Annotated in this window: 13 protein-coding genes; 6 read left to right on the forward strand and 7 right to left on the reverse strand. The window is 69.6% G+C overall.

Features of this window, described 5'->3' with window-relative positions; all coding sequences use genetic code 11:
- The first annotated feature begins 1 nt into the window (after position 1).
- On the forward strand, positions 2-919 hold the full coding sequence (locus DFJ67_RS40175; protein WP_116074679.1) for an NAD(+)/NADH kinase: 918 nt from the start codon (positions 2-4) through the stop codon (positions 917-919).
- Between the two features lie 107 nt (positions 920-1,026).
- Here the strand turns inward: DFJ67_RS40175 and DFJ67_RS40180 are convergent, their stop codons facing one another.
- The 5 genes from DFJ67_RS40180 to DFJ67_RS40200 all read right to left on the reverse strand — a co-directional run bounded on the left by DFJ67_RS40180 (position 1,027) and on the right by DFJ67_RS40200 (position 9,515).
- Positions 1,027-3,804 carry a discoidin domain-containing protein gene (locus DFJ67_RS40180; RefSeq protein ID WP_116074681.1) on the reverse strand — a complete coding sequence of 926 codons (2,778 nt, stop codon included), beginning with the start codon at positions 3,802-3,804 and terminating at the stop codon, positions 1,027-1,029.
- An 11-nt stretch (positions 3,805-3,815) separates the two neighbouring features.
- Positions 3,816-6,458, reverse strand: coding sequence for a laminin G domain-containing protein (locus DFJ67_RS40185; protein WP_116074683.1), 2,643 nt, complete (start codon positions 6,456-6,458; stop codon positions 3,816-3,818).
- Entirely contained in the window at positions 6,455-7,255 is an 801-nt protein-coding gene (locus DFJ67_RS40190) for a carbohydrate ABC transporter permease (RefSeq protein ID WP_239097615.1), read from the reverse strand. The genes DFJ67_RS40185 and DFJ67_RS40190 overlap by 4 nt, the downstream gene beginning before the upstream one ends.
- A 98-nt stretch (positions 7,256-7,353) precedes the next feature.
- On the reverse strand, positions 7,354-8,241 hold the full coding sequence (locus tag DFJ67_RS40195; protein ID WP_239097616.1) for a carbohydrate ABC transporter permease: 888 nt from the start codon (positions 8,239-8,241) through the stop codon (positions 7,354-7,356).
- Positions 8,238-9,515 carry an ABC transporter substrate-binding protein gene (locus DFJ67_RS40200; RefSeq protein ID WP_116074689.1) on the reverse strand — a complete coding sequence of 426 codons (1,278 nt, stop codon included), beginning with the start codon at positions 9,513-9,515 and terminating at the stop codon, positions 8,238-8,240. The genes DFJ67_RS40195 and DFJ67_RS40200 overlap by 4 nt, the downstream gene beginning before the upstream one ends.
- Positions 9,516-9,658: 143 nt before the next feature.
- Here DFJ67_RS40200 and DFJ67_RS40205 point away from each other — a divergent pair, with 143 nt between their 5' ends.
- The 5 genes from DFJ67_RS40205 to DFJ67_RS40225 all read left to right on the forward strand — a co-directional run bounded on the left by DFJ67_RS40205 (position 9,659) and on the right by DFJ67_RS40225 (position 12,989).
- Positions 9,659-10,678 carry a LacI family DNA-binding transcriptional regulator gene (locus DFJ67_RS40205; protein ID WP_244940456.1) on the forward strand — a complete coding sequence of 340 codons (1,020 nt, stop codon included), beginning with the start codon at positions 9,659-9,661 and terminating at the stop codon, positions 10,676-10,678.
- Between the two features lie 536 nt (positions 10,679-11,214).
- Complete coding sequence (gene paaI, locus DFJ67_RS40210; RefSeq protein ID WP_116074693.1) at positions 11,215-11,601, forward strand: hydroxyphenylacetyl-CoA thioesterase PaaI; 387 nt, start codon at positions 11,215-11,217, stop codon at positions 11,599-11,601.
- Positions 11,602-11,834: 233 nt separating this feature from the next.
- Positions 11,835-12,131 (forward strand): sigma factor-like helix-turn-helix DNA-binding protein, encoded by a 297-nt coding sequence (locus DFJ67_RS43540; protein WP_203784266.1) that lies wholly within the window; start codon positions 11,835-11,837, stop codon positions 12,129-12,131.
- Positions 12,132-12,252: 121 nt separating this feature from the next.
- Entirely contained in the window at positions 12,253-12,684 is a 432-nt protein-coding gene (locus tag DFJ67_RS40220) for a hypothetical protein (RefSeq protein WP_147315791.1), read from the forward strand.
- 68 nt (positions 12,685-12,752) lie between these two features.
- On the forward strand, positions 12,753-12,989 hold the full coding sequence (locus DFJ67_RS40225) for a hypothetical protein (protein ID WP_116074697.1): 237 nt from the start codon (positions 12,753-12,755) through the stop codon (positions 12,987-12,989).
- A gap of 413 nt (positions 12,990-13,402) precedes the next feature.
- Here DFJ67_RS40225 and DFJ67_RS40230 read toward each other — a convergent pair whose 3' ends face one another.
- Positions 13,403-14,146 (reverse strand): hypothetical protein, encoded by a 744-nt coding sequence (locus tag DFJ67_RS40230; protein ID WP_116074699.1) that lies wholly within the window; start codon positions 14,144-14,146, stop codon positions 13,403-13,405.
- Between the two features lie 239 nt (positions 14,147-14,385).
- Positions 14,386-14,655, reverse strand: a complete 270-nt coding sequence (locus DFJ67_RS40235) for a hypothetical protein (protein WP_116074701.1) — start codon at positions 14,653-14,655, stop codon at positions 14,386-14,388.
- Positions 14,656-14,664: the final 9 nt, after the last annotated feature.

Raw genomic sequence — 14,664 nt, forward strand, 5'->3', positions numbered from 1 at the left:
AATGATCTCCGTCGGTCTGGTGCTGCACCCGACGAAGCCAGTCGACCAGTCGTTGGCCGTGATCGTCGGCTCGACCGGCGATCCGGTGCGGATCGTCGCCCGCGAGCTCGACCGCGGCCGCGTCCCGGCCGGCGTCGACATCGTCTCCGACGAGGAGTTCCAGGCGGTCGACGGCGTGGTCGCGCTCGGCGGCGACGGCACCATGCTCGGGGCGATGCGGCTGATGGTCGAGCGGCCCGTGCCGATCCTGGGCGTCAACCACGGCAACCTCGGGTTCCTGACGGAGGTCACCCCGGCCGGCCTGCCCGCCGCGCTGGCCAGGCTCGCGGCCGGCGACTACACGATCGAGCAGCACGCGGGGCTCACCCTGCGCACCGACGACGGCGACCGGGTGGCCTTCAACGACGTGGTGCTCGGCCGGACCGAGGCGGGGCGGACGATGTCCGTCGACCTGACGGTCAACGACGTGCACTACGGCTACTACCGCGCCGACGCGGTCATCGTGGCCACCCCGACCGGTTCGACCGCCTACAACTATTCCGCCGGCGGGCCGGTGCTGTCGCCGTCGTCGAACGCGATGGTGGTCACCCCGGTCGCCTCGATGTCCGGCATCGGCCGGCCGGTGGTGCTCGGCGGCGGCGACCGGATCTCGTTCCAGGCCGAGGGTGCCCTGACGGTGGAGGCCGACGGCACCGGCGCGACGCCGCTGGCCGCCGGCGCCACCCTGGGCGTCGCGCTGCTGGCCGACGCGGCGCAGGTCGTGCGCCTGTCCGCCAGCGACTACGCGAGCCGCCGGCGGGTCCGGCTCAGCCTGCTCGACCTGCCGCTGCGCCCGGACCAGTTGCTCGAGCTGATCCCGCTCGAACTGCGCCGCAACGTGGCCGCGGCCATCGACGGACCGGATGGCCGGCAGATGTGATCCGCGACGGCCGGATCAGCCACCTTCGCGACTACTTCGCGGGGTTCTAGCCAGCGGCCGCCGGCCCGGAACGACCCGGGCCGGCGGCCTTCCCCTACCCAGGGGGCCTAGGGCGAGGTGACGGTGTAGGTCGCGCCCGCCGCGGTCGCGAACGAGATGACGTCGCCGGTCACCGTGGGGGTGACGGCTCCGCCGCCGACGCGGGTGACCACGACCGGGCGGCCGGGCCACGGGTTGAGCAGGCGCAGTTGCCGGCCCTGCTCGCTGGTGACGTCGACGTAGGACACCCGACCGCCGGACAGCGCGCTGGAGACCAGGAACGCGTCCTTCTCGCGAAGCTTGACGAAACTGGCGTCACGGGTCGCCGGCCAGACCGGGAAGACCCGGACGATGCCGTCGTCGCTCTGGAGGAGCAGGTTGTTGACCGCCTCGGTGGCGCCCGACTTCTCCAAACCGTGGAACTCGTCGCGGATCCGCAGGTTGGCGTCGCTCTTCGCGGTGATCTGGGCCTTCAGCTTGTCGATCAGGCTCTGCGCGGGATAGCCGACCCGGGCCGCCTGGGTGAACACCTTCGGGAAGCTGTTGTCCTGGCCCCACGAGTTCATCGCGTCCAGCGTGTCGATCGCCCGCTGGCGGTCGGTGGCCGAGGAGTTCAGGCCGAGGCCCTCGCCCGGGTGGATGAACTCCAGGTTGACGGTGTTGTCGCCGGGCCGGATGGCCCGACCGTCGGAGACCGTGCCCGGGTCGCCCAACGCGTACACCGACTTGCCGTTGACCGTCGTGGTCGCGATCGGCGGCAGGCCGTTGAGCATCTGCTGCCACAGCGGACGCGAGCCGGTGTCAGCGCCCAACTCGTTGCTCGCGGCCAGCAGCGAGGTCAGCAGATAGCGCAGCATCCCCACGTCGAGGCTGGGGTTGCGCGCCCAGGTGCCCTCGTGCGGGCCGCCCCAGGTGGTGTAGCGGCCGGTCGACGCGTCGTACTCCATCCAGCGGCTGAAGAACGTCGCCACTTCCTTCATGAAGGGGTACGCCTTCGTCTGGAGATAGCTCCGGTCCCGCGTGTAGTCCCAGTAGGCGATGAACTGGGTGACGTTGAACAGCGAGTTGCCGACCTGCTGCCAGTAGTTGCCGTCGGGGGTGCCGCCGAACGGGCTGATCCCGACCGGGAACAGCACGCCGCCGCTGATGCCGCCGGTGCCGAAGCGCGGCGTCACGTAGTCGGACTTGACCTGCTGGAGCTCCTGGGTGGACCGGCGGCGGGCCTCCGGCAGGTAGGAGATGACCGCGTCGATCATCGGCAGCGCCAGGTCGGCCCGGTTCGACGAGTAGGCGCCGTAGAAGTTGGCGACGAAGTTGTAGTTGAGGTGGTAGTCGCCGTTGAAGTAGGGATCGTCCTTGGTGATCCACAGCCCGTAGAGCCCGGGCGCCGTCTTGCCGTTGCGCGACGCCGAGCCAAGGAAGTATTGGGCGGCGTAGTAGTAGCGCTCCAGCACGTCGTCGTTGAGGTCCACGTAGGACCGCATCCAGTACTGCTGCCACCAGTCGAGATGTCCGGTGTAGAGGCCGTCGAGCCCCGACCCGGTCTGCGCCTCGGCCAGCGAGCGGGCGCCCGGTGCCGGGTCGGCGTTGTTGGCGCCGCCGCCGGCCACGGCCGTCACCAGCCGCAGCGTCTGGCCCGGAACCAGGTCGAACTGGAACCGCGCCGTGTTGCCCGACGCGGTCGGTGCCGCGACCGGGTTGGCACCGACCAGCCGGCTGGCCAGCGCCGCCCGCGACACCCAGCGGGAGCCGCTCGGCGTGGTGCGGGCGGCCCAGGTGGTGTTGCCGGAGACACCGGAGGTCTGTGCGAACCCGCCCATCGGCGAGGTCGCGCCGGACCAGGTGCGGGCCTCCAGCCGGACCGCGGCCGTGCCGGTCGACCGGATCTGGGTGACCAGCAGGTTGTCGTTGGCGGCGACCCAGGTCTTGAGCACCAGCGGTTGCCCGCCGAGGCTCATCGTGGTGTCGACCTCGCCGCGCAGGATGTTCTGCTCCTCGAGGAACGTGCCACTCGGGCTACCGGGGCCGCCGCCCGCGCCGTACAACTCGAACTGTCCGATCCTGGCCCTTGGGTTCTGCTGCGAGTCGGCCGTCGTGCCCTGGGTCGGTTCGCTGGCGACGAGCCTTACCCAGCGCGCGGTACGCGACCCGAGCGTCCGGTCGGTGACGGCGGCCGTGTTGTTGGTGACGGTGTCCCAGGTCGACCAGTTCTGGTTGTCGGTCGAGGTCTGCACCTGGAAGTTCTTCGTGTTGTTGGCCGTCTCGGCCGGCCGGGCCGCGCTGTCGTGTCGCACCAGATAGCGGGTGAAGGTCTTCGCGGTGCCGAGGTCGAGGGTCAGCGTCTGCGGCTTGCCGATGTCGGAGACCCAGCCCTCGTAGCCGGAGCCCCACTGGCCGCTGACCGCACGCGACGGCGGGAACGACGGGTGCGAACTGGTCGCGGTGGCGGTCGCGCCGAGGGCGAGGTTGGTCGAGCCGGTGCCGCCACTGGCGGCGGCCAGCGTCACGCCGCCGACCGGTGCGACGGCCGGGCCGGGGTTGCCGCGCCAGAAGTTCCCCTTGGAGACGAGGAACGTCTTGACGCCGGCGCTGCCCGACGAGGTGATGCCGATGTCGCCGTTGCCCAGCAGGGCGGTGCTCGGCATGCCGTTGACGATGGAGTTCACATAGGACTGGTCGGTCCAGCGGCCTTTGATGGTGGCGAGCAGCGACTGGATCGCCGCCCACTGCTGGTCGGGGGTGGGTGTCGCGGCCTGTGCCGGGCTGGCGGCGAAGCCCAGCCCGGCGACGACGATCGAGGCAGCGAGAGCTGCGGCGCTGACCCGGCGGGACGGTCGGGTTGCCACGGGTGTCCTTTCTAGTGCGGTAGGGACACCGTTCCCACTGGCTCGGGAGCCGGACGCAGGTTGAGGTTCTCCAGCGTGCCGAGGTCGGGGGCGGTGACCACATCGGTGCGGGGGCTGGTGGAACGCAGTGCGGTGAAACCGGGCTCCACGCCGAAGAGGCCGGAGATGACCGCTTCGGCGATGGCCGCGCCGGCGATGGAGTCCCGGTTGGCGACGCCGCGGCCGGCGACGCGCACCCGGACCTGCCCGTCGCCCGTTTCGGGGAGGATCTCCATCGCCTGGCCCCACAGGCCGCCGGAGGCGGCGCGCGGGGTCCGTCTGAGCACGCCGGCCGCGAGGTCGGGGCGGCCGAGTTTGGCCAGCCCGTAGGCGGTGACGCCGGGCCAGGCGCCGAACGCGCCGCCGGCACCGTGGTCGGGCCGGTCGGAGAACGGCGCGATCGGGTCGTCGGCCGCCAGCGCCCGCATCCACGGGCCGGCCAGCAGCTTCTCCTCGACGAACGCGACCAGCTCGGCGCGCTGGTCGGCGGTCAGGTCGTCGGCCAGTTCGGCGGCGACCAGGCCGAAGTCGAGGACGTGGCCGATCGTGTCGCGGCCGTGCGGGTGCTGGATGTGCCAGCGGCCGGCGCCGGCGTAGAGGTCGAGGACGGCTGCGGCGAGCGCCTCGGCGTCGGTGTCGGTGCGGTCCGCGTCGGCGTCCCGGCCCAGGAAACGCAACAGGGCGGAATAGGAGCGGAGCATGCCGACGTACGCCGCGTTGAAGGAGGCCATCGCGTCGACGTAGTTGGGCACGCACTCCAGCACCCGCCAGGCGTCGGGGCCGAAGTCGGCGAGCACGCCGGTGCCGGTCCGGCCGGCGACCCCGTAGGCGAGGCCCTCGACGTGCTCGAGGACCGTCCGCCCGCCGGCCGGCTCGGACAGTAACGCCACGTCACCGGTCACGCCGACGTAGTGCTCGATCAGGCGGAACAGCGCGTACTCGTTGGAGATGTAGTAGTTGCCGAGCGGTCCGCCGCCGCGCACGTCGTAGCCGAAGCTCTCGTGGTAGGGGCTCGCGAGGCCGGCCAGCAGCCAGGCGCGCAGGCCGGCCGGGTCGAGCATCGCGTACATCCGGCTCCACTCGGTGTGGTCCCAGTAGAACGTGGTGGTCGCGCCGAGCCGCGGGCCGCCGGTGAGGAACACCGGGCCGGTCCGCCCGACCCGGATGTTGCGCATGTAGACGACCAGCAGGGCGCCCATGTAGTAGGCGCGGGCCAGCTCGCGGTCCTCCGTTCGCAGGGTCGGCAGGTGGCCGCTGAAGTCGGGGTTGCCGGGCGTGAACGCGTGCGCCCAGAGGCGTCGCCACGCGTCGGCGGTGTCGCTCAGCTCGTTGTCGAGGCGGTGCGCGGCATTTTGGGCGGCGGTCTCGACCGCGTCTGTGCCGAACGCGAGGGCGAAGCCGACGACGGCAGTCGCGCCGGGTGCCAGGTCGAGCCGCCAGGTGGCGCGGGCGCCGGCACCGTGCGGTGCCAGTTCATCCGGGGGTACGGCGAACGCGTAGGCGGCGCGGGCCGGTGAGGCGGTGTCGGTGATCGCGACGAGCCCGTCGTCCACGGTGGACCGCCAGCGGACCGGGCGGGTCCAGTGGCCGGTGCGGGCCACCTCTTTCCCGCTGTTGATGAGGCGGGCCTCGTGTGCGTCGACCTCGACCCGGATGCGGTGCCAGCGGCCGGGTTCCAGCGGCTCGCCAGCGATTTCCCGCTCGCCGCAGATGCCCAGCCAGAGCCTTGTTCCTTCGATGCCGAGCTGGAGCGAGTCGGGGTGGTTGCCGTGGGTCAGCAGCACGCCGTCGTGGCCGGGGTCGTCGGTGCGGAACTCCAGCTCGAGCGAGCTGCCGGGGGTCAGCTCGAACGCGTCGAGCGCCACCTCGACGCCGTCGTCGAGCAGGAGCGGGCCGGCGAAGGTGAGGCCGGTGCTGACCGTCAGCGCGCGGACGGTGCCGCGGGCGGCGCTGGTGTGCGGGTAGACCCAGTCGGTGCTGACGTGCCGGGGCAGCTCGTATTCGAGCAGCATCGGCGCGCTGTCCTCGTCGCGCTGGATGCCCGGCGGGCGCGGCCGGCCCAGCCGCAGCCGGCGCGGGCCCGGGCCGAGCAGGTAGGGCGCGCCCTGCGCACCGGGCCGGGTGGTCTCCCGGATCCGCTCGAGGGCGTGGTAGTCGTGCTCGCCGGACGCGTTCCACGGCACCGTGTGCAGCCAACCCCAACCGGTCTCGGCGTGGCCGACCGGCGCGAACAGGTCCTGGGTCAGCTCGACGGTGGCGTTGTGCGGGCGGGTGTTGGTCACCTCGATCCGCCACAGCAGCCGGTCGGCGTCGTACGCCAGGCTGGTGTCCGTGGCGATGTTGACATGGGCGTCGCGGTAGGTGCGGCGGGTGCCCCACGGCTTCCAGCGGTAGTGCTGCACGCCGGGCACGACGCCGTCGACCCGCAGCACCCCGGTGTGGTAGCCGCCGGCGAACGGTGGCGCGGCCAGCCAGGACACGCTGGTGAGGTCGTGGTTGACGTGGGCCTGGCCGCGCTGGTTGCGCAACGACGGCAGGTGGCCCAGGTCGCCCGCGGCAACCCACTCCCCCGCGACGTCGTCGAGGTCGGGCACCCCGGTTGCTTCGTGGGTCACTTGGTCGCGCCCGACGTCAGGCCGGCGACGAACTGCTTCTGCACCGTGAGATAGCCGATCACCGGCAGGACTCCGGCAAGGAACATGATGCCGAAGAGTTGGCCGTAGTCCACTGAGTACTGTCCGATCGTCAGGTAAAGGCCGGTGGTGATGGTCTGGCCCTGCAACGGGCCGAGGATGAACAGCGGGTTGAGGAAGTCGTTCCAGATCCACAGGGTCAGGAAGATCGCCACGGTGGCGGTGGCCGGCCGCACCAGCGGCATCACGATCTGCCACCAGATCCGCAGGCCGCTGGCGCCGTCGAGGCGGGCCGCCTGGATGATCTCGTCGGGCACCGAGCGCATGAAGCCGACGTAGACGAAGACGGCGAACGAGAGGTAGCCGCCGCCGAGGTTGGCCAGGATCAGGCCCGGGTAGCTGTGGTCGAGGCCGATCCAGGTGAGAATCCGGATCGTCGGCAGCAGCGTCACCTGCGGCGGGATCATCAGGCCGGCGCTCAGCGCGAGCAGGATCGCCGCCTTGGCCTTACCGCTGCGCCTCGCGATGTAGAAACTGAACGCCGAGCCGAGCGGGATGATCAGCGCCACCGAGATGACCGCGACGATCAGCGAGTTGCGCAGGCCGAGCGGGATCAGGTTGTCGGGGCGGGTGAGCGCCTCTTTGAGGTTGTCCAGCGTCGGCGGCCAGGGCAGCGAGACCGGGTTGGCCAGGATCTTGTCCTGCGGCTTGAACGCGTTGACCAGCATCAGGTAGATCGGCGCGACGAAGACCAGCGTGACGGCGGCGGCTGCCAGCACCCGGAATCTGCCGCTGCGCCGGGGTGTTTTCCGCCCCGGTTCCACCGTGCTCCTCCCGCCGGCGGCCGCACGGTCGCGCGTATCCCTGGAAAGGGTTGTCATAGGGAGACCTCCCGGCGGCGGAGCGCGCCGGTCACGACGAGGGCGACCACCGCGGAGATCGCCAGCAGGAGCATCGCGACGGCGCTGGCGTAGCCGACGCGGTCGCTGGTGAACGCCAGCTTGACGATGTAGAGCGCGGTCGACTGGGTGGAGTTGGCCGGGCCGCCGCCGGTGAGCACGGTGATGATGTCGTAGAGCTTCAGCACGGTGATCAGCGAGATGGTCACGCTGATCGTGGTGCCCGGCGCCAGCATCGGCCAGGTGATCTTGCGGAAGCGTTGGGTGCCGCGGACGCCGTCGAGGGAGGCCATGTCGTTGAGCTCGAGCGGGATGCTCTGGAGCGCGGCGAGGTATACGACGGTGGTGAAGCCGCTCATCACCCAGGTGACCACCAGGCCGATGGAGAACAACGCGGCGTGCGGGCTGCCCAGCCACGGGTAGGGCTCGTCGAGGATGCCGACCTTCAGCAGCGCGGTGTTGAGCAGGCCGTTCTGGGTCAGGATGGTCTGCCAGACGAACCCGACGATCACCCCGGAAAGAACCTGGGGAAGGAATGCGAGGGTACGCATCACGCGGTAGCTCAGGCTCGTGCGGTTGAGCAGCATCGCGAAGCCGACCCCGAGCGCGTTGGCGGCGACGGTCACGCCGAACGCGAGGATCAGCGTGAAGGTGAGGCTGGCCTTGAGCGCGTCGTCGCTGGCCATCTCGGTGTAGTTGGCGAAGCCGACGAAGTCGTTGGTCGCCTTGAGCGGGTTTTCGTTGGTGAAGCTGCTGCGCAGGCTGAGCAGCAGCGGCAGCACCAGGAAGACCAGGTAGAGCAGGAGGGCGAGGGCGGCGAGCAGGGTCAGGCCCCGCTCGCCGGCCTTGAGGTGCTTCTTTCTCACTGAACGGCGGTCTTCCATGCGTCGTCGAGCTTCTTCATCTCACCCGCGACGTCGTCCTTGCTGAACAGGGCCTGCGCGGCGGCGTAGAACGCGTCGTTGAGACCCGGCGGCAGCGCGTCGTCGTTGGTCGCCCAACCGATCGCGTTGACCTTGTTGTTGTCCTGGCCGACGTAGGCGTAGGAGTCCTTGAAGACCTGGGTCACCGTGACGCCGTAGTCGTCGAGGGTCTTGCCCTTGAGCATCGGGAACGCGCCGTCGGTCTCGATCAGCGCCTTGAGGTTGGCCGGGTTGAGCGACCAGGCCTGGCCGAACTTCTCGGCGAGCGCGGTGTCCTTGGCCTTCGCGGAGATGGCCATCGAGCCGCCGCCGACGAACGGGACGACGACGCTGCCGTCGTCGGTCGGCCACGGGAAGGAGCCGAAGTCGTCGGCGGTGTCCTTGGGTACAGAGCCGAGGAACCAGCTACCCATCGGGTACATGGCCGACTTGCCGCTGGTGAATCGCGTGATGGAGTCGGCGTATTTGACGCCGAGGGCACCCTTGTCGAAGTAGCCGCTGGAGACGAGCGTGCGGTACTTCTGCACTGCCGTGACGACGTCTTGATCGGCGAACTTCACCTTGTCGGCGTAGCGGTCCTGCAGCCAGTTCTTGTTCTTGCCGAGGATGTCGGCGGAGATGATGCCGACCAGGGGCATGCTCGCGGCGAACGGGTCGGCGCCACCGAGTTCGATCGGATTGATGTTCTTGGCCTTGAGCTTGGCGCAGGCGTCGAGGAACTCGGCCCAGGTCTTCGGCGCCGCGGCGATGCCGGCCTGCGCGAACAGCTTCTTGTTGTAGTAGACCTGCGGCACGATCTGCGAGTTCGTCGGCGGGATGTAGACCTCGCCCTTGAGCGAGTTGGCCGAGGGCAGCAGGAAGTTGGCGTCGATCCACGTCTTGTCGTAGGGCTTGAGCAGCCCGGCGCCGACGAAGTTGGACGGGGTGATCGACTGAAGCAGGTCCGGGAACTGACCGGACTGCTGGAGCTGCTTGGCGTAGCCATCGCGGTCGGTGCTGGGTGCGACGATCTTGTTGATCTTCACGCCGGGGGTCTGCGCGGTGGCGGCGGCGATCGAGGCGTCCCAGAACTTCGCGTCGAGGCTGGGCGTTTCGAAGACAAGGTAGGTCAGAGCGGTCTCGCCGCTTTCGTTCCCTCCGCCGTCGCCGCTTCCACATGCGGCGGTGAGGGCGAGGAGACCGGCGACGCACGCCGCTAGCAGCGGCTTCCGTATCAAGGGGTCCTCCTGGGGACTGGGTTTGGGTCTAGTCAAGTTGATCAGTCCGGGATAACGTTATCCCGAAGCATAGGAAGTTTCACTCACGTGTCAAGAGTGTTGTCGGGTCGCTCTGGCGAGCGTCCGAAGAGGAGGATCAGGCGATGACCGATCGGGTTAGCGGCGTACGCAGAAAGCGCCCGACCATGCGGGACGTGGCCCGCGAGGCCGGCGTCGCGCTGCGCACCGTGTCCCGCGTCGTCAACGCTGATCCGACGGTGGGTGCGCACCTGGTCAGCCGCGTCCAGGCGGCGATCACCGCGCTGGATTACGCGCCCGACGAGCGGGCGCAGCAGCTCCGCCGGGGCACGTCCGGGACGATCGGGGCCGCGGTCCGCAATCTGGCCGACGCGCACCCGGTGCTGTCCGCGGTCGACAACGCGGCGCGGGCGCGCGGTCTCGGCGTCCTGGCCATGTCGACGGAGGATGACGAGGCCCGCGAGCGCGAGGCGGTCATGTCCATGTGCCGGCGGCGGGTGGACGGGATCGTCATCGAGCCGATAGGGCCTAGTCACGACTACCTGTCCGCCGAGGTGGCGGGGGGTTTGGCGGTGGTCGCGGTCGACCGGCCCTGCGCCGGCGTCGAGGCCGATGCGGTGCTGTCCGACAACGCCGCGGGGATAGGGATGGCTTATCGGCAGCTCTCGGTGCACGGGCATCGCCGGATCGCCTACATCGGCGACGACGAGCGGATCTTCACGGGGCGCGAGCGGGCGGCTGCCTTCCGTGCCTGTGTCGCGGCCAGCGGTGGGCCGTTGACCGGGATGGTGCATCCGGGGGTGGTGACGACCGCGCGGGTCGCTTCGGCGTTGGCGTCGGTGTTGTCGGGTGCGTCGCCGGCGACGGCGCTGATCACCGGGAACGTGGCTACGACCATTGAGGCGCTGCGCTATCTCGGGGCCGATGCGGGGCGGTTGGCGCTGGTCGGGTTCGACGACTTTCCGCTGGCTGACATCCTGCGGCCCGGGTTGACGGTGGTCGCGCAGGACACGGCGGTGATCGGCCGGACGGCGATCGACCTCCTGGTCGCGCGGGCCGCGGACCCGGCCCGGCCCGTGCAGACGGTGACGGTGCCGGTCGAGCTCATCGCCCGCGGCTCGGGCGAACTGCCAGCGCCATCCTGATCCCCAGGCGCGCCCCCAGACTCATCGCCCGCGGCTCGGGCGAACTGCCAGCGCCATCCTGATCCCCAGGCGCGCCCCCAGACTCATCGCTCGCCGGTCGGGCGAGATGCCTGCGCCGTCCTGGCCCCGAACCGCGCCACACGGCGGGCGACCTCGGCGGATGGGGCACGTGCCTACCACCGGGCGTGTCGCGCCGCGGGCGGGTAGGTCCGCGCGGGCGTACACAACAAAACATGTGGCTACATGTTTTGTTATGTACGCCGCGACGACGTGGTCCGCCCCCTCCGCGACACGCCCGGCCGCGCAGCGCCGGCGGCGCTCGAGCCCATCACCGGCGGTCGTGGCAACCTGCTGGCCCGAGGCGGGCGGCCCGAGCCCGTCACCGCCGGCTGCGGCAGAGGTGCCGGCGCCGTGTCGACGGCGAAACGTGCCGGGCCGGGCTCGTCGCATGCGGCTTCGGCGGACCGTCCTGAGCTGAACGCGCGATAACGTTATCCCTGCTGTGCGGGATGCCGGAATGCGCATAGGGTGCGGTGATGGACGGTGCCGCCGAGATGTTCGCACGCGACCGGGCGTCAGAGTCGCTCGGGATGTCGGTCGTGAAGCTGGAGCCGGGCCGCGCGGTCCTGGAGATGACCGTGACGGACCTGATGGTCAACGGCCACGGCATCGCCCACGGCGGGTTCATCTTCCTGCTCGCGGACTCCGCGTTCGCGGGCGCCTGCAACTACCCGGGCGCGGTCACCGTGGCGGCGTCAGCGGAGATCGTGTTCGTATCACCCGCCCGCGAGGGCGAACGCCTGACCGCCACGGCGGTCGAACGCCATCGCGCCGGCCGGTCCGGGATCTACGACGTCACGGTCCGCTGCGGCGAACGGCTGGTGGCCGAGTTCCGCGGCCTGAGCCGCACGCTGGCCGCGTAAGTGGCTCGCGGATCTTAGGCGTGTACGGGATGTGAGAAGTGAGCAGGCGCAGTTCGCAGAGTTCTACCGCGCCCACCGCGCCGCCTGTGTAAAGGCGGTGGTGGCCGGCACGCGTGACCGCCAGGGTGCAGAGGATCTGGTCGCCGAGGCGTTCACCAGAGCCTGGATGTCCTGGCGGAAAGTCAGCCGGCACCCGGCCCCGCAGGCGTGGGTGGTCCCGCACGGCCCTGAACGTGCGGGTTTCGACGTGGCGGCGGCGCCGGCGCGAGGTCGCGCTGGCCGACGACCACGACGTGGCGGCCGGCCTGGACATCGGCGGCGTCGACGCGACCCCGCTGGAGATGCTGCGGCGGCTGCCAGCCCGGCAACACGAGGTGATCGCGCTGCGGACGTTCCTGGACCTGGACACCGAGACGACCGCGCAGGTGCTCGGGATCGCCTCGGGCACCGTCACTGCTCACCTGTCCCGGGCCGTCGCGACGCTGCGCGACCATCTCGTACCGGCGAAGACCCAGGAGATCGAGCGGTGAGAGACGAAGACGTCCTTCAAGTAGTGTCCGACGACCTGTCCGGCCTCGACCTGCACACTCCGTCAGAGGAGATCATCGCCGCGGGCACCTCGCGGCGCCGGCGGCGGTTGCCGGGGCCTGGGTGTCGCTCGCCGCAGGGCTGGCCGTGGCGATTCCGGCGCTGGGTGGCTCCGCACCCACCGCGGCGCCGATCGCGGCCCAGCCGGGCAGTGCGGCCCCGGTGGAGCTGGCCGCGTTCTCCGTGGTCAGCAACGCGAACGGCACGGTGACCCTCGAGCTGTCGCGCGAGCAACTCGCCGACCCGGGCGCGGTCCGCGAGGCGCTGACCGCGGCCGGCGTGCCGGCCGACGTGAGGATCGGCTCGGCCTGCTTCTCCGTGCCTGCCCCGGCCGGGCAGGATCGGGTGTTCTCCAGCAGTGGACGGGCATTGGTGATCAGTCCTGCGGCCATCCCGAAGGGCGCGGTGGTGGCCATCGGCTACCGCCACCCGTCATCCGACCGCCCGATCGCGTTCGGCCTGGCGTGGCCGGACCGGATGACGCTAACCGCCTAGCCGGCCACGGCGCGGCGCCGCCTCCGTTGACTGGCGGGCGGCGCCGCCTGGTTAGGGTGTCCGCAATAGTGACCGACTACGGCGTCGTCGAGGTCCTGCGAACGCAGGTGGCCCTTGCCCGGGAGCCGTTCGACGTCGTGGTGTGGGTCGGCGTGGACTGCCTGACCGACGGGATCCGGAGCGACGGCGGCACCGTCGACGAGAAGGCCATCGCCCGGACGGTGTGGGATGCGACGGACGCTCTGTTCGCCGAGCACCTCGCCGCGCAGAATGACTGGCCGGCGCCACCGACAGCGACCGGCTGAGCGTCGCGTTTCTCGAGCTGGGCCGGACCAACGTGGCCTTTGCCTGCGGGATGGTGGAAGCGTTGCGGTGCCAAGGACTGCCCCGCGGTGGGACGGCTCGACCGACACGCGCAATGAGGTAACGGCGGCGAACCGGCCGCCTCGCGGCTCACCCGGGTTCGTTGCGGGAGCTGGACTTCACCGTCGCGCGATCGTGCAACATAGCTGGAACGCCGAAGGCACGCTGTGGATGGAATACCTCGACGACGGCACCGTTCGCTGCGCGAATCGCCTGTGGGCGAGTTCCTCGGCCAGAGCCGCACGCTTTCTGGCTAGCCGCATGTGTTGAGCGGCACCAACGTCTTCTCGCCTTCCGCCTCGGACATTCAGCGATGGGCTAGCCATGGGTGTTGTGCTAGCGCCGGTTCACCAACTCACCTACCGTGCCAACGACTAGAAAGAAAGGCTCCGCATTCGCGGACAGCACGCAAGTACGGCAGCCACTCGTTAACGGTTCTAGATTTCAGCGGCAAATCGATCAGTGGCTCCCTTGCCAGAGTCCCCTGGGAAGCACGGAGCTCGCCTGCAGACACGAGCGGCATTACGTAGTCGGACTGCCCGTCACGTGATTTCATCAGGTTCGGACTCAACAATTCCGTAACCGTGATTCTCCCAGCCGTCTGATCGAGGTGAAACACAGCGTGGATGCCTGAGTCACGCATGCCGACCGTAGCGTCGAGGGGCACAATCTCGCAAAGCCTGTCGATGGCAAGGTGGAGCAGCTGGCACACATCGATGGCGTCGCTTACGACCTCCGAAGGAGGCAGCCTGTACTCGTGCTCCATGATGTTGCGCTCGACGTTCAACTTTCGAAGGATCCGGAGCGAGATGAGATCGCAAGAGTCCAACAACTGGAGTTTGGCGGCGAAGCTTAAGCGCTTGTTGCACGCAAGCAGCCCGTAGTTGTGCAGAACTGTGTCGATCATCAGATGAAACGATCGCTTGGCGTTGCCTAGCGCGTTGACCAATCCCTGTTCCAGGCCCGAGGCATAGTCGGCGCGCGCAAAAGAGAGATACTGCGCAGCAGAGATTTCCGATGCCAGCTCAATAAACCCTCCATATGCCGCCACCCCGACATAGGTGAACGGCCCTTCGTCTGCCGTCACGACCGTGGCCACGCCGCGAGCCTCTTTCCCGTCGTTCCATCTTGGACGAACGAAGGATACGGAGTGGCGTTCACCTTCTCAAGTGACTACTTCGTCGATCACGCTGGCCAGAGAGCAGATGTGACTTCGATTTCGCTCTCCCGGATCCGATCATCGACCTACGTTGCAGGGGTTGATGGTTAGGGAGTGGGCGATACTGCTGCGCCAAGGCCACCCAGCCTGTGCCCTAGGACGCAAACGCACCTGCTCTCTCAGGCGCGGGCCGCGAGCGCCGCGGCGAGCTTGCCGAGGAAGTCGCGGATGCTCTCCTCCGAGTGCGGCGTTTCCATGACGTCGTTGAGCGGCCCCGACGAGCGCAGCGCCTCGTTGACGGCGTCCAGCGTCACGGCCCGGTCGCCGGGATACATGCCACCCACCACCCCGTCCGCGACGCGGTTCACGACCGTGTCGTCGAGGGCCGGGTCGAACTGGATGCCGTAGAGGATGCCGTTGATGTGGCCCTTCCAGGCGCCGGTGGTCATGGTGCGGGT

Origin of the sequence: Asanoa ferruginea, from assembly GCF_003387075.1 — a bacterium.
In the GTDB taxonomy this organism is placed as follows: domain Bacteria; phylum Actinomycetota; class Actinomycetes; order Mycobacteriales; family Micromonosporaceae; genus Asanoa; species Asanoa ferruginea.